This is a genomic window from Maricaulis sp. B-26 (assembly GCF_056857855.1).
In genome coordinates this window covers 97217-113632 of record NZ_JBSXNX010000011.1, presented here as the reverse complement: position 1 = coordinate 113632, position 16416 = coordinate 97217, and the positions used below count along the sequence as shown (strand labels likewise).

The 16416-nt window shown below is 63.7% G+C and carries 15 protein-coding genes and 2 tRNA genes; 12 read left to right on the top strand and 5 right to left on the bottom strand.

All coding sequences use genetic code 11. From position 1 onward, the window contains the following. Positions 1-39: 39 nt before the first annotated feature. Both AC13HB_RS01705 and AC13HB_RS01700 read left to right on the top strand, forming a co-directional pair. On the top strand, positions 40-975 hold the full coding sequence (locus tag AC13HB_RS01705) for an ABC transporter permease (protein ID WP_482947986.1): 936 nt from the start codon (positions 40-42) through the stop codon (positions 973-975). Further along, a complete protein-coding gene (locus AC13HB_RS01700) occupies positions 972-1877 on the top strand; it encodes an ABC transporter permease subunit (RefSeq protein WP_482947985.1) in 906 nt (301 codons plus the stop codon). Before AC13HB_RS01705 ends, AC13HB_RS01700 begins: the two co-directional genes overlap by 4 nt. Positions 1878-1956: 79 nt before the next feature. Here AC13HB_RS01700 and AC13HB_RS01695 read toward each other — a convergent pair whose 3' ends face one another. After that, the gene (locus AC13HB_RS01695) at positions 1957-2664 is read right to left on the bottom strand and encodes a hypothetical protein (RefSeq protein ID WP_482947984.1); all 708 of its coding nucleotides are present in this window, start codon (positions 2662-2664) and stop codon (positions 1957-1959) included. A 19-nt stretch (positions 2665-2683) separates the two neighbouring features. Continuing rightward, positions 2684-3292 carry a hypothetical protein gene (locus tag AC13HB_RS01690; RefSeq protein WP_482947983.1) on the bottom strand — a complete coding sequence of 203 codons (609 nt, stop codon included), beginning with the start codon at positions 3290-3292 and terminating at the stop codon, positions 2684-2686. Positions 3293-3422: 130 nt separating this feature from the next. Here AC13HB_RS01690 and AC13HB_RS01685 point away from each other — a divergent pair, with 130 nt between their 5' ends. Further along, complete coding sequence (locus AC13HB_RS01685; protein ID WP_482947982.1) at positions 3423-5069, top strand: peptide ABC transporter substrate-binding protein; 1647 nt, start codon at positions 3423-3425, stop codon at positions 5067-5069. A 79-nt stretch (positions 5070-5148) separates the two neighbouring features. Here AC13HB_RS01685 and AC13HB_RS01680 read toward each other — a convergent pair whose 3' ends face one another. Next, a complete protein-coding gene (locus tag AC13HB_RS01680; RefSeq protein WP_482947981.1) occupies positions 5149-5844 on the bottom strand; it encodes an SDR family NAD(P)-dependent oxidoreductase in 696 nt (231 codons plus the stop codon). 217 nt (positions 5845-6061) lie between these two features. Between AC13HB_RS01680 and AC13HB_RS01675 the strand changes: the two genes are divergently transcribed. After that, a complete protein-coding gene (locus AC13HB_RS01675) occupies positions 6062-7318 on the top strand; it encodes a DUF3667 domain-containing protein (RefSeq protein WP_482947980.1) in 1257 nt (418 codons plus the stop codon). 75 nt (positions 7319-7393) lie between these two features. On the opposite strand, the gene sppA is transcribed toward AC13HB_RS01675, so the two are convergent. Both sppA and AC13HB_RS01665 read right to left on the bottom strand, forming a co-directional pair. Next, a complete protein-coding gene (gene sppA, locus AC13HB_RS01670; protein ID WP_482947979.1) occupies positions 7394-9178 on the bottom strand; it encodes a signal peptide peptidase SppA in 1785 nt (594 codons plus the stop codon). A 245-nt stretch (positions 9179-9423) separates the two neighbouring features. Next, positions 9424-9500 (bottom strand) — tRNA-Pro (locus tag AC13HB_RS01665). A 214-nt stretch (positions 9501-9714) separates the two neighbouring features. Between AC13HB_RS01665 and AC13HB_RS01660 the strand changes: the two genes are divergently transcribed. The 8 genes from AC13HB_RS01660 (at position 9715) to AC13HB_RS01625 (ending at position 16318) form a co-directional block, all read left to right on the top strand. Next, positions 9715-9789, top strand: a tRNA-Gln gene (locus AC13HB_RS01660). Positions 9790-10496: 707 nt separating this feature from the next. Beyond that, positions 10497-11243: a DUF3450 domain-containing protein gene (locus AC13HB_RS01655; protein ID WP_482947978.1), complete on the top strand. Its 747-nt coding sequence runs from the start codon at positions 10497-10499 to the stop codon at positions 11241-11243. A 24-nt stretch (positions 11244-11267) separates the two neighbouring features. Further along, entirely contained in the window at positions 11268-12653 is a 1386-nt protein-coding gene (locus tag AC13HB_RS01650; RefSeq protein ID WP_482947977.1) for a MotA/TolQ/ExbB proton channel family protein, read from the top strand. Positions 12654-12667: 14 nt separating this feature from the next. After that, the gene (locus AC13HB_RS01645) at positions 12668-13198 is read left to right on the top strand and encodes a MotA/TolQ/ExbB proton channel family protein (RefSeq protein WP_482947976.1); all 531 of its coding nucleotides are present in this window, start codon (positions 12668-12670) and stop codon (positions 13196-13198) included. 1 nt (position 13199) lies between these two features. Beyond that, positions 13200-13607 (top strand): ExbD/TolR family protein, encoded by a 408-nt coding sequence (locus AC13HB_RS01640; RefSeq protein WP_482947975.1) that lies wholly within the window; start codon positions 13200-13202, stop codon positions 13605-13607. A gap of 12 nt (positions 13608-13619) precedes the next feature. Beyond that, positions 13620-14021, top strand: coding sequence for an ExbD/TolR family protein (locus tag AC13HB_RS01635; protein WP_482947974.1), 402 nt, complete (start codon positions 13620-13622; stop codon positions 14019-14021). Positions 14022-14034: 13 nt separating this feature from the next. After that, on the top strand, positions 14035-14652 hold the full coding sequence (locus AC13HB_RS01630; protein ID WP_482947973.1) for an energy transducer TonB: 618 nt from the start codon (positions 14035-14037) through the stop codon (positions 14650-14652). A 133-nt stretch (positions 14653-14785) separates the two neighbouring features. Next, on the top strand, positions 14786-16318 hold the full coding sequence (locus AC13HB_RS01625) for a tetratricopeptide repeat protein (protein ID WP_482947972.1): 1533 nt from the start codon (positions 14786-14788) through the stop codon (positions 16316-16318). Positions 16319-16416 lie beyond the last annotated feature (98 nt).

Here is a 16416-nt window from a genome sequence, read left to right as displayed (position 1 = left end):
ACGAAACTGCGTGCAAAATCGGAATGAGCCGAAAACTTCATGCTTGGATTTGTACTTCGGCGCATCAGCGTCGCCATCCCGACGATTTTGGTGATCATTGCGATCGCCTTTTTCATGATGCGTATCGCGCCGGGCGGTCCGTTCGACAGCGAACGGCCCATGCCGGAAGAAATCCGCGAGACGATCGAGGCCCGCTACGGGCTCGATCAGCCCCTCTGGAAGCAGTATGTCGACTATATGGGCAATCTGTTCCAGGGCGATCTGGGACCGTCCCTGAAACTGCGTGACAAGAATGTCGCCGAAATCATCGGCGAAGGCTTCCCGGTCAGTGCGACGATCGGTCTTCTGTCCATGACGCTCGCCGTATTCCTTGGATCCCTGCTCGGGGCGATCGCCGCGCTCAGGCAGAATTCCAGCGGCGATTTCGCGATCATGACCTTCGCCATGGTGGGGATCAGTATCCCGCCCTTTGTGATGGGTCCGATTCTGGCGCTGGTCTTCGGCCTCTATATGGGCCTCGTCCCGACGGGCGGGCTCGATCCGCGTTTCGGGATGACGCCCGACCGGCTCATACTCCCGGTGATCACGCTGGCCCTGCCGCAGATCGCCATCATCGCGCGCCTGATGCGAGCGAGCATGATCGAGGTGATCCGCTCCAACTATATCCGTACGGCGCGCGCGAAAGGCCTTTCTGCGCCGGCGGTGATCGTCCGCCATGCCTTGCGTTCGGCGATCCTGCCCCTGGTCAGCTATCTCGGTCCGGCTTCCGCAGCCGTCATTTCCGGTTCGCTGGTGATCGAGCGGGTCTTCCAGCTGCCGGGCATCGGCAAGCATTTCGTCGATGCGGCCCTGCAGCGCGACTATACCGTCGTGATGGGCGTGGTCATCGTCTATGCCAGCCTGATCATCCTTCTGAACCTGTTGGCAGATCTGCTCTACGGCGTTCTCAATCCCAAGGTGAAGTACGAGTCATGAGCCTCACCTCAACCCCGCAAGAGAAGGCCGAACTGCTCGATACCGCTGCGGTTCAGGGCCGGTCGCTCTGGGACGATGCGCGGGCGCGCCTGCTGCGCAACCGGGCGGCCGTCACCTCGATGATCGTCCTGAGTATTCTCGTCCTGCTGGCAACGGTGGGGCAGATGCTCTGGGTGCACGATTACGACACGATCTATCGCGATCGCGTCTGGATCGCGCCGACCTGGGAGAATCTGCACATCCTCGGGACCGACGCACAGGGGCGGGACATGGTGGCCCGTATTCTCGTGGGGCTGGGCGTATCGCTGATGGTGGGCATCGTGGCGACCATCGTGTCGCTGCTCATCGGCGTGACCTGGGGCGCGATCGCCGGCTTTGTCGGCGGCAAGGTCGACCAGGCGATGATGCGTTTCGTCGACATCCTATACTCGCTGCCCTTCATCTTCTTCGTGATCATCCTGATGGTGGTTTTCGGCCGCAACATCATCCTGATCTTCGTCGCCATCGGCGCGGTGGAGTGGCTGACCATGGCCCGCATCGTGCGCGGCCAGACCCTGGCTCTGAAGAATATGGAATTCGTCGAGGCCGCCGAGGCTGCCGGCGTGTCGCGCTTCAAGATCATCCAGCGTCACATCATCCCCAACGTGCTCGGCCCGGTCGTGGTCTATGTCACGCTGATGATCCCGGTGGTGATCCTGGCGGAGAGTTTCCTGAGCTTCCTGGGTCTCGGCGTGCAAGAGCCGCTGACCTCGCTCGGACGACTGATCTCGGCCGGTGCGCAGGACATGGAGCCGGCGCCCTGGACGCTGATCGGGCCGGCGGTGACGATGATGGTCACGCTGTTCTGCCTGAACTTCATCGGCGACGGTCTGCGCGACGCGATCGACCCGAAGGATCGCTGAGCCTCACGGCAGCGACGACAGAAAAAAAAGGCCGCTCCGATGGGGCGGCCTTTCTCATTGGGTTCGGGTCTGATCCAGACTACCGCCGGCGTTCGACGCGGATGGCGCGGCCCCGGCCGTTGATGCGAAGCAGATAGCTGGTCATCGCGCCGCGGCGAATTTCGGCGTAGACCTCGTCATCATTGCGCGGCATGCGTACGCGGCCGTCATCGATCTGCCGCCAGACCTGACCGTTCTCCATGTAGAAGACGGTGGTGTCGTAGCCGACGATGCGTGTGCTTTCGATGCGCATGGTAACGGTGTCGACTGCCCCGTCATCGCTGCGATTGATGACCCGGACCTCATCGGCGACCGGAACCTCGCTGACCGGTTCGGCCGGCGCGGCGGATGTAGCGCGTTCGCTTCCTGCACTGTCTGCCGCGCGGGCTTCCGCGACGGCGATCGCGGCTTCCGCATCGACCCCTTCCATCGCGTCGTGCGTGCCGGATCCGCGATTCAGTTGCGGCAGACGGAAACGAGGCAGGCTCGGTAGGTCGAAGCCGAAGCTTTCCCGCTCCACCGCATCAATGTCGGCCCGTTCCACCACGACGAGTTCGCCGGAATCGCGCTCGCCTGCGAGCCGGTCGGCGGCTGCATCGAAGCAGGCGAGGCGGGCCTCGACGCCGGAAATCGCCCGGCAGGCGAGGATTCCGTCGACCGCATCCTCGTCCTGCGCCAGGGCGGAGCTGGAGAGAAGAGCCGTGCCGGCGAACAGGTATGGAAGTATCGATCTATACGCTTTGGACATGCATCTATCCCCGTTGAAACTATTGAACCCGCTCGGCCCGGAACCAGCGGCCGCCATTGTCGAGCCGCATGAAGAAGGAGCCCAGGGCACCGCTGCGAATGGAGGCGGTCAGCCCGTCCGTGGCGCCGCGGCGCAGGCCCTGAACATGGGTGCCGTCGGTCTGGCGCCAGACCTGGCCGTTGGCCAGCGTGACCTCGGCGTCGCCGCTGCGCGTGGTGGTCAGACCGGTGACGACGATCTGTTCGATGCGCTCGATGCTTCCGTCATCGCGGCGGGTGACGACGCGGTCCGGCGAAGCGTCGGCGGCGTCCACTGCGGCGAGCTCCGCATCATCGCCGCCGAGCGAGAAGCCGGGCATGCCCGGCATGCGGAAGCCGGGAATGTCGAGGCCCCAGGTGGCCTCTTCGGCCGCCTCGATCTGTTGCCGGTCCACGGCAACCACCTCGCCCGACGCCGTGCCGGCGCGCAGGGCGTCGACCGCTGCGTCCAGGCAAGCCAGGCGGGCGCTGTCCTCGACAATGTCGCGGCAGGTGAAGAGCGGTTCGAGCGGCGTATCCGAGCCGGTCTGCGCGAAAGCACTCGCACTCAGTGCAAGGGGCGGTATAACAAGCAGTAATCGGGCGTTCATCGTCTCTCTGCCAAGTTCGTTTGGACGGCGACTATGCGCGACCGTTTCACGACTGTCGACCGGGGGATGATGTTCCGGTAGAACAGGCGTGATAGAATCACCGTCATGCATCGGAGGGGAGACCGATATCGTGATCCGCAACAGTTTTCTTAGTGCCATTTTCGTTTCGGTATCCGCCCTGGCCGTCGTCGGCTGCGGCGGTGGCGAACCGGAGGCTTCGGACCGTGTGGTCCTTCATCGCGGCAATAATGCCGAACCGCTGTCCCTCGATCCGCACAAGGCGAACGGCACGTGGGAAAACAATATTATCGGTGACATGTTCATCGGGCTCTTCACGGAAGACCCCGACGGCGCCCCGATACCGGGCCTGGCCGAAAGCTGGGACGTCAGCGAGGACGGCCTGACCTGGACCTTCACCATCCGCGAGGCCTACTGGTCCGACGGCGAGCCGGTGACGGCGGACGATTTCGTCTTCGCCTGGCGCCGCATCGCCAACCCGGAGACCGGGGCACAATACGTCTCCCTGCTGTATCCGATCGTCGGCATGGAGGAAGTTTCCACCGGCGCGGCCGAGCCCGAGAGCATCGGCGTGCGCGCCATCGACGACCGGACGCTGGAAATCCATCTGGTCAATCCGGCCCCCTATCTGCCGGGCCTCCTGACCCACTACACGACCTTCCCGTTGCCGCAGCACATCGTCGAGCAGTATGGCGACGAGTGGATTCGTCCGGAAAACATCGAGGTCAACGGTCCCTACAAGCTGATGGACTGGCGCACGAGCAATTACGTCCATCTGGCGCGTAACGAGCGCTTCTTCGACAACCAGAATGTCTGCGTCGACGACGTCTATTTCTATCCGACGGTCGACAACAGCGCCGCCGGCCGCCGCGTGCGCAATGGCGAGCTGGACCTGAACATGGAATTCCCGGGCCAGCAGATGGAATTCCTGCGCCGTGAAATCCCGGATTTCGTTCGCGTCCATCCGTATATGGGCACGATCTATTTCGCCCTGAATACGGAGCGCGAGCCCTTCAACGACGTCAATGTCCGCAATGCGCTGGGCATGGCCATCGACCGCCGCTTCATCGCCGAGCAGATCCTGCGCGCCGGTCAGGAACCGGCCTATTCGCTGGTCCCGCCGGGCATCGCCAATTATGTCGACGGCGTCGAGGCAGAGTGGGCGGACACGCCGGTCGCGGAACGCCGCGAGATGGCGCGGACCCTGCTCGAGGAAGCCGGCTTTGGTCCGGACAATCCGCTGGAGTTCGAATACACCTATCGTGCGACCGGCGATAATCCGCGTATCGCGCCGGTGGTGCAGAACGACTGGTCGGCCATCGCCGACTGGGTCCAGCCCCAGCTGATCGTGAACGACACCCAGATCCACTACGACAATCTGCGCGCCTTCGACTTCGAGGTCGCCGATGCCGGCTGGATCGCGGACTATAACGATCCCTACAATTTCCTCTTCCTGGGCGAATACCGGTCCGTGCCGATGAATTATTCGCGGTACAACAATCCGGACTACAATACCCTGGTCGTGGAAGCGAACCGCGAGCTCGATCTCGAGCGCCGCGCGGAAATGCTCGGTGAAGCCGAGCAGATGCTGATCGACGACATGCCGCTCATCCCGATCGTGTTCTACGTGAACAAGAACCTGGTGAACCCGCGGGTCACCGGCTGGGAAGACAATATCGTCAACATCCACCGCTCCCGCTATCTCTGCTTCGCCGACCTCGAGGACGGCGCGGGCGAGGAGACCGCGGCAGCAGAATAAACCGGCTGCGCCTTAGGGCGCGGACACCGCTCTGCGAAACCCCGCTCCGGCTCACGCCGGGGCGGGGTTTTCATGTCCCCTACCAGCCCATCGGTTTGCGGTCGCGGAAGAAGCCGCCGGTGGGGCCGTCTTCGGGGAGGGTGGCGAGCCAGAGGGCCGTATCCGCACCCTCTTCGGGCGAGCGCTCGGCACCGTCGCCGCCCATGCGGGTCTGTACCCAGCCGGGGCACATGGCGTTGATTTTCACGGTCTCCGCAGGCAGGTCGCGGGAGGCGGCGAGGGTCAGTGCGTTGAGTGCGGCCTTGGCGATGCCGTAGGGGCCGGGGCCTTCCAGGCCTTCGGCAAAAGAGCCCCAGTCCGAGGACAGGTTGACGATCCGGCCATAGCCGCGTTCCGTCATGCCGGGCGCGACCCGGCGGATCAGCTCGTAGGGACCGTCCAGCATGACGGCCATGGCTTCGCGGAAGGCGTCCGGGGCCTCCAGCAGCGGTGCTTGCGACAAGACTCCGGCATTATTGACGAGGATGTCGACGGGGCCCGCGGCGTCGAGTGCCTTCTCGATACTGTCGCGATCGCCGACATCGAGCCGAACGGCACGGGCGCCGATCCGGCTCGCGGCGGCTTGTCCCGCCTGTTCCGAGCGCGCGCCGATAATGACGCGTACGCCCCGTTCGGCGAGCCCGGCCGCGATCGCGAAACCGATACCCCGATTGCCCCCGGTGACGAGCGCCGTGCGCACCGGTGCGTTTGCCGTCCCTGAGTTTTCAATGGTCATGTTCTGTGCTCCAGAGCCGGCCTGCCGGTTCGGCGTGCCGGGCGGTCGCACCCCCTGGGTGAATAATAGCGGTCACTCGAGCCTGCGCGCCAGACCCTCACTGCAAGGAATGGGGCCCCTCAAGGGGCCGTGTCACTGGCCAGGCGTAGCCGCGCCGGCTTGATTCCGCACGGCAATCGGCGAATACCATGAAGCTCTCAATGGGACGGGGGCTGACATGTCGGGCAGCGACGCGATTACAGACGGTATTGTGGCGGGCTCCGGCGCCGGCGAGCTGGGCGATGCGATCCACGCCTCGCGGCGCAAGAAGCAAAACCGGCCCTCGGCCTTCGAATCCCCCACGCCGCCGGGCACATGCTCCAATTGCCGTACTGACCTGTCGGGGCCTGTCTGTCATTCCTGCGGCCAGACCTCCGACAATTATCACCGGCCGGTCTGGGAGCTTTTGCTCGAAGTGCTCGACGGACTGTTCGGTCTGGACGGGCGGATCTGGCGCACCGTGCCCCAGCTCATGCTGCGTCCGGGCAAGATCACGCGCCAGTATCTCTCCGGGGTGCGGGCGCGCTACGTCATGCCGTTCCGGCTCTATCTGACCGCGTCCATTCTCTTTTTCGTTCTGTTCGCCATCGCGGGAGGTACGAGCGGACCCAGGGTGACCGAGCCCGATCCTGCCGATATCGCGACGGTGCGCGAACTGCTGGATGAGAGCGAGCTGGAGGCGCGGCTGGAGGCGGAGGGCATGTCACCGGAGCAGCGCGCAGAGCTCGAGCGGTTGGTGGGAGAGGTGCTGCCGGAGAATCCGGACGACCTGATACCGCCCGAGGCCCGGGCAGCGCAAGCGGAAGCCGGCCGCCAGGAGATGAAGGACAATCTGCGCCGCGCCCTGCTGCCGGAAGACTATCCGGACGAGGTGGAAAACGACCCCGCTGGCGGGGCGCCGGACGAGACTACGGGCGACCGCATGGCCGCGCCGGGGCTGGAGATCCGCGAAGACGGGACGATGCGTGCCAATGGCCTGGAGAACTGGCCGCGACCGCTCAGAGAGCGTCTGGTGATGAGCGGTGACCGGATCATCGATTCGGGCGGTCAGGCCCTGGTCAATTCAATGACGACCTGGGCGCCGCGCGTCCTGTTCGGCCTGCTGCCCATCTACGCGCTTCTTCTGGCGGTGACGCATTTCTACAAGCGCGGCTATTTCTATTACGACCATCTCGTCGTCTCGCTCCACTTCCACGCCTTCATCTTCTTCCTCTTCGTGGCGCTGATCCCGGCCAGCGCCGTGATCGGGATTGCGGGCAGTTTCCTGGTCTTCCTCGGCTGGTCGAATTTCTATCTCTACCGGCTGCACCGTGTGGTCTATTCCCACGGCGTGATGTCCTCGATCATCCGGACCGTTTTCATGGACCTCGTCTATTTCGTAGTCCTGCTGAACGCGATGCTCATCCTGCTCGTGATCGGTCTTCTCAACGCGTGACGCGCGGCCTGGGGCTCAGGCAAGAAAAAAGGCCCGCCAGCCGGCGGGCCTTTTCCGTTCGAGCTGCGCGCATCCCTATTGCGGGACAGCCACATCGCTGCGCATCTGCGTACCGGTCTGGCTGGCGCGCTGACGGGCTTCCATCATGGCGCGCATTTCCGGCATCTCCATCAGCGCGTTGAAGCGGGCCGCTGCTTCCGCCGATTCCGCCGTTACGCCGAAGAGTTCCTGGAAGGCCTCCAGCGGTGTCGGCTGGGCCGGGAAGCGGCGCAGGCGGACATTGGCTTCCGGCGCGATGCCGGCCAGTTCCTTGGCGGCGCTCACCGCATCGCGGAAACCGCCGATCTCGTCGACCAGACCCAGATCGAGGGCCTGCTCGCCGGTCCAGACACGGCCGCGGGCGATCTCGAGCACGCGCTCGAGCGGCAGGTCGCGGCCGTCGGCGACACGCTGGGTGAAGTCCTCATAGACATTCTCCATCTGCGCGCGGAAGGCGGCCCGCTGGCTTTCGCTCCACAGCTCCGTGCCGGAATAGGCCGTGGCGTATTCGCCGCCGACGCGGATCGTCTCGGCATTGAGGCCGACCAGATCGAACGTGCCATCGACGACGACCTTGCCGCCCAGAACGCCGATCGAACCGGTCAGCGTGGTGGCGTGGGCGAGGACGTAATCGGCCGGCGCGGCGATGTAGTAACCGCCCGAGGCAGCCAGCGAGGCCATGGAGACGACGACCGGCTTGCCGGCTTCGCGGGCCCGGTTGATGGCGTGCCAGACCTGGTCCGACGCGATGGCCGAACCGCCGGGCGAATCGACCCGGATCAGGATGGCGCGGACATCGGGATCGTCGGCTGCATCGAGAATGGCTTCGGACATGAAGTCGCCGCCGATCATTTCGCTGCCGCCGAACAGGCCCGGCTCCGGCGAGCCGGTGACGATGGCGCCCTGGCCCTCGATCAGCGCGATGGTCGGCCCATTGCTCCAGCCCGGCACGGCGCGCTCGCGATAATCGGCGATCTCGACGAATTCGGCATTGCCGCCGGCGCGGCCGAGCGCCGCTTCGCGCGCCTCGACGACATGGCCGAGCTGGTCGACGAGACCGGCCTGCTGGGCCGATTCCGCCGTGTGCGGGGCGGTTTCGAAAATGCCGGTCATCCCGGCGATCTCGAGACCGCGATCTTCTGCGATGGCGGCGACCGAAGTGTCGTAGATCGAGGTCAGGAAGGAGGTGGTCGCTTCACGGTGCGCGTCGGTGAATTCGCTTTCCGTGTAGACATTGGCGGCGTTCTTGTATTCGTGGAACTGCTCGAATTGCGGTACCGCATCGAAATGCTCGAACAGGCCGCCGAGGAAGGTGGTCTCCGAGGCGAGGCCGGCCGGCGAGAAATTCGCTGTGTCCTGGATCCAGATCTCGTCCGAACCGGACACCGCGAAATAGCCGGTGACCGTAGTGCCCTCGAAGCCCTGGGCGTGGGTCAGTACCCACTTGCCGCTCTCGCGGAAGTCGGCGATCGCATTGCGCATCTCTTCCGCCATGCCCGGCGCCATGCCGAACTCGTTGGCGCGGATGAAGAGACCGGCCACGCGGCTGTCGCTCTCCGCCTGTTCCAGCGTGCTGACGACATCGACCATGGAGAGCGGACCGCTCATGCCGAAGGGCGAGCGCGTCGGCGTGTCGAGGCGCGGCGTGCGCAGGTCGAGCTCGATCACGATGCCGTCGCGGGGCAGGGGCGGTTCGGCCGCGCCCTTCATGGCAGAGCCGATCAGCATGCCGATGAGCATGACAAGCAGCAGTCCGCCGAGCACGGCGCCGACGATGACGCCGGCAACCGATCCGAAAAACGTGATCCAGAATTGTCTCATGGGAGCCCTTTCCTGAGCCGAAATACGTACGCACGGTCAGCGGCTGCAAGAACCGGTCCGCAACTGGTTGGCGTATAATGTAATGGGCGGGGCCGAACGGGTCGAGGGAATCGAACCCTTCGCATCCCCTCCGCGCCAATCTGTTGCAACAGGGCCGCAGGCGCCGGAGAAAACGGCTGCGCTCGCGCACGCCGGCGGCGCGCTGCATTGCGGGGAGGCTGTCTGGGGATGTGCGGGAAAGAGATTGGTCGGAGTAGCAAGATTCGAACTTGCGACCCCCGCCTCCCGAAGACGGTGCTCTACCAGGCTGAGCTATACTCCGAACCGAGGCGCGGCTTATAGCCAACTCTCCGGTCGGGCGCAACGCGGGAAAAGCACCCTGAGCACAGCCCATGACAGTGACCGCCGGATTCGTCTGCATGCGCCTTGTCTCACTGCAAAAGATCGCCGACTTGCACATACGAACCGCATTGGGGCGTTGCATCCTCTCAAGCGGTTGGGTATTTAGCGCGCTCCGTCGTCGAGACGGGCCCGGTTGGGGCGTCGCCAAGTGGTAAGGCATCGGTTTTTGGTACCGACATTCCCAGGTTCGAATCCTGGCGCCCCAGCCATCCTTTTCCTTTCATGTTGCACACGACTGAACGGACCGGACACGGTTCCGACGCGGGCCTTTGCGCGATGGCGCGCCTGCTCGCTGCGTACAGCAGATGCACGCAATCGTGATCGCGGACGCGGGAGTCCAGCAGGGACACGTTTCGCGCGCCAAGCGAAGGAAATGGCGGCTGCATCCTGAATACAATATCACTGCACCCGCCCGTGACGCTGCGGTATGCGGGTACCCATTGCGTGCGCAACCAGTGCGGTTGTGCTACAAAATGCCGGGGAGGTACCAGTCTAGCGCGAATATCTGCGATGACATGAACGTGTCACGCGAATCTTGGTATTTTGTGCGCAGTTATGGCCGCATTCCGGCCACAAAGATGTATTGATCGTGGAGCAACGCTGGTGTTAGCGTTCGTGCGATTATCAAGCGGCACAGGTGTGCCTATAAGATGATGGAACAACCATCACGGGGTGTGAGCGGCTTTCACTGCTAACTGCAGCGAGAGTAACCACTCATCCAGACTTGGACGATAAGCCGCATGGGCGGTGGCCGTCATTCGGGCCGCTTGAACAATAGGGTAGGGGGCCAGGCCGGCAGGCACATGCCGGCTCAGCATCGAAGTTTTTTTGGGGCGGGGACCTTTCCCAGGAACCCGCATTGACCAATGTGAGGCGAGAAATGGTGAACTTGAAGAATTTGGTTCGCGCGTCGCTTATGGCGACTGTTGCGGCGAGCGCCTTTGGGGGGGCCGCCGTTGCGCAGCTGGACCAAACGCTCAGCGTCGCGCGTGACGATACGCGTGACGGGGCTCAAACGCAGGCGCGCATCGACCAGCTGGACGACCAGCGCACCGACATCGAGCTGGAGTATCGTGCTCTGCTCGAGCAGATCGAATCCCAGCGCCTGTTCGTCGAGCAGCAGCAGGTCTTCATCCGCTCGCAAGAGAACGAGATGGAATCGCTGGAGCAGCAGATCGGCCGCGTCGACAATATCGAGCGCGATCTGGCTCCGATGATGCGCGAGATGGTCGAGAACCTCGACCAGTTCGTGAACCTCGACCTTCCCTTCCGTCTGGAAGGCGAGAACGGTCGCCTGGCGCGCATCGAGAACCTCTACGAGCTGGTTGACGATCCGCAGATCTCGCCGGCCGAGCGCTATCGCGTTATCCTGAACGCCTACGACATCGAGGCCTCCTACGGCCGCGGCATCGACGCCTACTCCGAGGAAGTCCTCGACGAAGGCGTGCCGGTCGAGGTCGACGTTCTCCAGATCGGTCGCGTTGCGATGATCCGGCAGTACCCGGATGGCCGCATGACCATCCGCCATAACGGCTCCAGCGACTGGGAAGCGCTCCCGGGCAGCTACGAAGCCAACGTTACCCGCGCCATCCGCATCGCCCAGGAAGTGACGACCCCGTCTGTCTTCCAGGTGCCGCTGCCTGGCCCGCAGGTTGCCCAGTAACGGCCCGGAACGGAGAGTTTAGTTATGAAAAACACGATGAAGATGCTCGCCGCAGCCGTTTCGATGGGCGTGGCACTTACTTCCGGCGTCATGGCTCAGACCGAGCCGGCCGGATCGCTCAACGAACTCCTCAACCGCGTGCGTTCCGACGCCCGCGAGGCGAGCGCCGAGAACCAGGCGCGCCTGCGTGAGTTCCAGCAGAGCACCAACCAGCAGCAGGCCCTGCTCAACCAGGCGCGTGCACAGCTTTCGGCCCTGGAAAACCAGGCCGACCAGCTGACGGCCGAATTCGAGGCCAACCAGGTCCGCATCGACGAACTCGATGCCGAGCTGCGTCAGCGTCAGGGCGCCTTCGGCGAACTGTTCGGTGCTGCTCGCCAGACCGCCGGCGAATTCGCCGCCATCATCGACCAGTCGCTGGTCTCGGCCCAGTTCCCGGGCCGCGCCGACGCGCTGGACACCCTCGCCGACAGCCGTACGCTCCCGACGCGTGCGGAGCTGGACTACATCTGGCGTCGCATGACCGAAGAGATGATCCAGCAGCAGGGCGTTGTGACCTTCAACACCCGCGTGACCGGCATCGGTGGCGGTGACGCCATCCCGGTGACCCGCGTGGGTCCGTTCGTGGCCTTCACGAACTACAACAACAACCAGCGCTTCGCTCTGTGGACCGAGGACGAGAACACCGGCGCCTACCGTCTGACGGACCTGCCGGCCCAGCCGCCGGCCAACTTCGTCAGCGCGGCCTCGACGCTGTACAATGCCGATCCGAACGAGATCGTCATGGGTGTCGTTGACCCGTCCCGCGGACCGCTCCTTGAAATCTACAAGAACGTTCCGGATATCAACGAGCGTATCGACCAGTCCGGCGCCGTCGGTAAGGTCATCATCGGCCTGCTCGCGATCTCCGCGGCCTTCGGTATCTTCCGCATGTTCGTCCTGCTGGGCGCCCAGGCGGCGGTCAACGGCCAGAAGCGCAAGTCGAAAGGCTCCAAGGGCAACCCGCTGGGCCGTGTGATGCTGGCTTATGAAGCCGCGTCCGACAAAGACGTCGAGACGATGGAACTGAAGCTGGACGAAGCCATTCTGAAGGAAACGCCGAAGCTCGAATTCGGTCTGAACTTCCTGAAGCTGGCGGCCGGTATCGCTCCGCTGCTCGGCCTGCTCGGTACGGTTACGGGTATGATCAAGACCTTCACCCAGATCACCCTGTTCGGTACCGGCGATCCCAAGATCATGGCCGGTGGTATTTCCGAGGCCCTCATGACGACGGTTCTCGGCCTTATTGCCGCCATCCCGCTGCTGTTCATTCACTCCTTCGCGCAAAGCTTCGCGCGCGGTGTGCAGCAGGTTCTCGAAGAGCAGGCTGCCGGCATGGTCGCCCGCCACGCTGAAGAGCGTCACGGTTAACCGGAGGAACCGCTATGGATTTCCAGGCCGTATCAACCGGCCTTCAGGAGTTCCTCGAGCGGGGAGGCCCCGTCCTCGTAGTCATTATGGTGACTACATTTGTGATGTGGGCCTTCATCCTCGAGCGCTTCGCCTACTTCTACTTCGCCCATGAGGGCGTGGTGAAACAGGTGAAGCGGGAATGGACGGCACGGGCAGACAAGCAAAGCTGGTATGCCCATGCCATCCGTGACCAACTCATCTCGGAGGTCAAACAGCGTTGCGACCAGAATGTCGAGCTGGTGAAAACCCTCGTCGCTGTCGCTCCGCTCTTCGGACTGCTCGGAACGGTGACCGGCATGGTCTCTGTTTTCGACGTCATGGCGATCTCAGGCTCGTCCGACGCCCAGGCCATGTCGGCCGGCGTGTCGCGCGCCACGATCCCGACCATGGCTGGCATGGTGGCGTCCCTCTCGGGACTCATCTTCGCCAACCAGATCGAGCGTCTCGCCCAGCGCCGCGTTGCGGTTCTGGCCGACGATCTCGAAATCGGGGAAGGAGCGTAGGATGAGACGGAGACCCAACCACAAGGATGATCAGGCTGAAGTGAACATGACGCCGATGCTCGACATCGTGTTCATTCTGCTGATCTTCTTCATCGTCACCGCCACCTTCCTCTCGGAAGAAGGCATCGACATGCGTCCGCCGCCCGACAGCGACGATGAGACGCCGCCGGATGCGGCGCCGCCCATCGTGATCCAGGTCGACGACGAGAACATCATCTTCGTCAACCGGGTTCGTACCGATGTCGACCGGGTTCTGGCTGCGGTGAACCGCTTCCGTGCGGAAGAGCCGAACAGCGCGGTGCTCCTCGAGGTCTTTGACGAGGCCGATCACGGGGTCATCGTTCAGATCTGGGACGAAATGGGCGCCAATGGCGTTCCGGTTTCGATCCAGCGTCAGACCGAGTCCTAGGGGAGGTATGAAATGGCACGACGTGTAAGTCGCGTGAATACCGACGAGGAAGAAGTCGAGCTGAACATGACGCCCATGCTGGACGTCGTTTTCATCCTCCTCATCTTCTTCATCGTTACCTCCGTCTTCATCAAGGAACCGGGCGTGGAGATCACCCGCCCGGATGCCGTGACCGAAGATGACGAGAACCCGTCCATGCTCATTGCCGTCACGGCGGACAATGAGGTGTACGTCAATCGCCGGGTCTACGAGATGGCCGAGCTTCGCGGTGTGATCGAGCAGCTTCTGCAAGAGAACCCGAAAGGCCGCGCCATGATCCAGGGTGACGAAGGTGCCAATATCGGTCTGATCCTCGATGTCCAGGAGCTCCTCATGGAGATGGATGTCGACGTGAAGATTTCGACGCTGCAATAGAGGAGGAGACATTATGGGTAATCTTGTACGTCTCCTCATCGGCGTTCCGATCGCGGGCGTCATCACGGTCGCTCTGTTCTTCATCATGACACGCCTTATCCTGATCGATGAGGTGGTCGAGGAAAATGAAGTCGAAGACATTCGCTTCTCGATCAATGACGAGGTGGCCGAGATCGAGGCCCGCCGCCGTGACACGACGATCGAGGACGTTCAGCAGGTTGAACCGCCGCCCCCGCCGCCGCAGATCGAGCGGCAGCGTGCGGAACAGCCGTCCGAAGGCCTGTCGACCATCATGGGAGCGATCCCGGATTTCGACGCGCCGCAGCTGAACAGCGACAGCATCAGCTTCTCGGTCTCCGACCGTGACGCGCAGCCGCTGGTCCGGATCGAACCGCAATATCCGATGCGTGCCGCAGAGCGGGGCGTGGAAGGTAGCTGCTGGGTCCGCTTCGACGTGACGCCGGACGGTACGCCGACCAATATCAGCATCTTCCGCTGTGACAGCTCGCTTTTCGAACGCGCGGCCATCCGGGCGGTCGAACGCTGGCGGTACAATCCGAAAGTCGAGGACGGTATTCCGGTCGCCCGCCGTGGCGTGGAAACCCGTTTCGACTTCCAGCTTGCCGAGTAATCGGGGCCCGGGCGGAGCCAGGTGCTCCGCCCGTCCCACCGGCAGTTTCCGGTCCTGGCATGCATTGCGTGTCCTGACCGGCCAGTTTTTGAAAGCCGGCCCGGGGAGTGGGGCCGGTATGAAGGAGCCATCGATGATCCGTTTCAACGGTTTCGATACCTCGGGCCTGATGCGCTCGGTCGCGACGCTGGCCCTCGCCGCATCGCTGGCCGGTGTCGCCATGTCCGATGCCGACGCCCAGCGCCGGCGCAACCAAGAACAGAGCGACGAGGAAAGTGCCGCGGACCGCACCTTCTCCTCTCAGATCGGCCAGATCGTGCTCGAGGCGCAGGAACAGCAGACGAACGAGCAGTTCCAGGCCTCGATCGAGACGCTCAACCGGGCGCTCGGCAATTCGAACATCAACCCGTATGAGCGCTCCGTTTCGCTTCAGATGCGCGGCCGGGCCTATTACGAGATCGAGAATGTGAACCGGGCCATCCAGGACTGGGAAGCTGCGATCTCGACCGGGGCCATGCTCCGGCAGGAAGTGGCCAATCTCCGCATCAATATCGGTCAGCTCTACATCTCCGAGTCGCAGTATGATGCGGGCATCCGGACGCTTGAACTCGCCATCCGCGATGGCGGCGAGGACATCGTCAATGCCGGCGTCGCCAAGATGCTCGCCCAGGCCTATGGCCAGGCCGAGCGTTATCGCGAGGGCCTGCCCTGGGCCGAGCGTTTCTGGCGCGAGCAACCGGACGCCAACAAGACCCGCGGCGATTATTCCCTGATGCTCTTCTTCTACCAGCAGCTGGACATGGTCCCGCAGCAGTTCGAGATCATCGAGGCGATGGTCCGGCGCTGGCCGACGGAAAAGCGCAACTGGCGCTCCTACGCCCAGCTTCTCGCCCAGGTGGGCCGCGAAGCCGACGCGTTCGAAGCCAACAAGATCATGTATATCAACGGCATGCTCACCGAGAGCCGTGAGATCGTGGCGCTGGCCCAGTACTATTCCTATTACGAATATCCCTATCGCGGTGCGATCATTCTCGAGCGCGAGCTGAACTCCGGCTCCGTCGAGCGTACGCAGACCAATCTCCAGCTGCTCGCCAATATGTGGCGTCAGGCCCGCGAGTGGGAACGCGCCATTCCGGTGCTCCGCCAGCTGGCTCAGCTGACGGGCGAGGGCGACGACTTCCTGAAGCTCGCCGAGGCGCTCTGGCAGCAGCGTGAGCTGGCCGACGCCGAGGATGCCTTCGTGGAAGCTCTCAACCGTGGCGGCCTGGACCGTCCGGGCAATGCCTGGACCCTGCTGGGCAATGTCCGCCAGGAGCTGGGCCGGACCGATGCGGCGCTGGCCGCCTTCCGTGAAGGCGCGCGCTACCCGTATTCGCGCCGGACCGCGAACGGCTGGATCACCTTCATCAACAACCAGCGCCGTGCGGCTGCCGACCGTGTCCGCATCCGCGAGCGCGTTCGCCAGGACGAGTGCCGCTTCGCGGTCGAGGACCTGCGTGAAACCGCGACGCTGCTGGGTGATGTCGACGAGGACGGCCGCATCGTGATCGATGTGCCGGACCGGTGCTCGGATCTCTACAACCGCTACGGCGAATCTCTCGACCAGGTGGCCGAGAGCAATGAAGCCGAAGCGGCGACCGAGGAGACCGAAGCCGATAACGGCTAGGTCCCTCGCGACGACAGACAGGAAACGCCCCGGCCCCACGGCCGGGGCGTTTTCTTTTGCGCGTTTCCCGATTGCCCCATTCGCGCCGTGATTGTGCC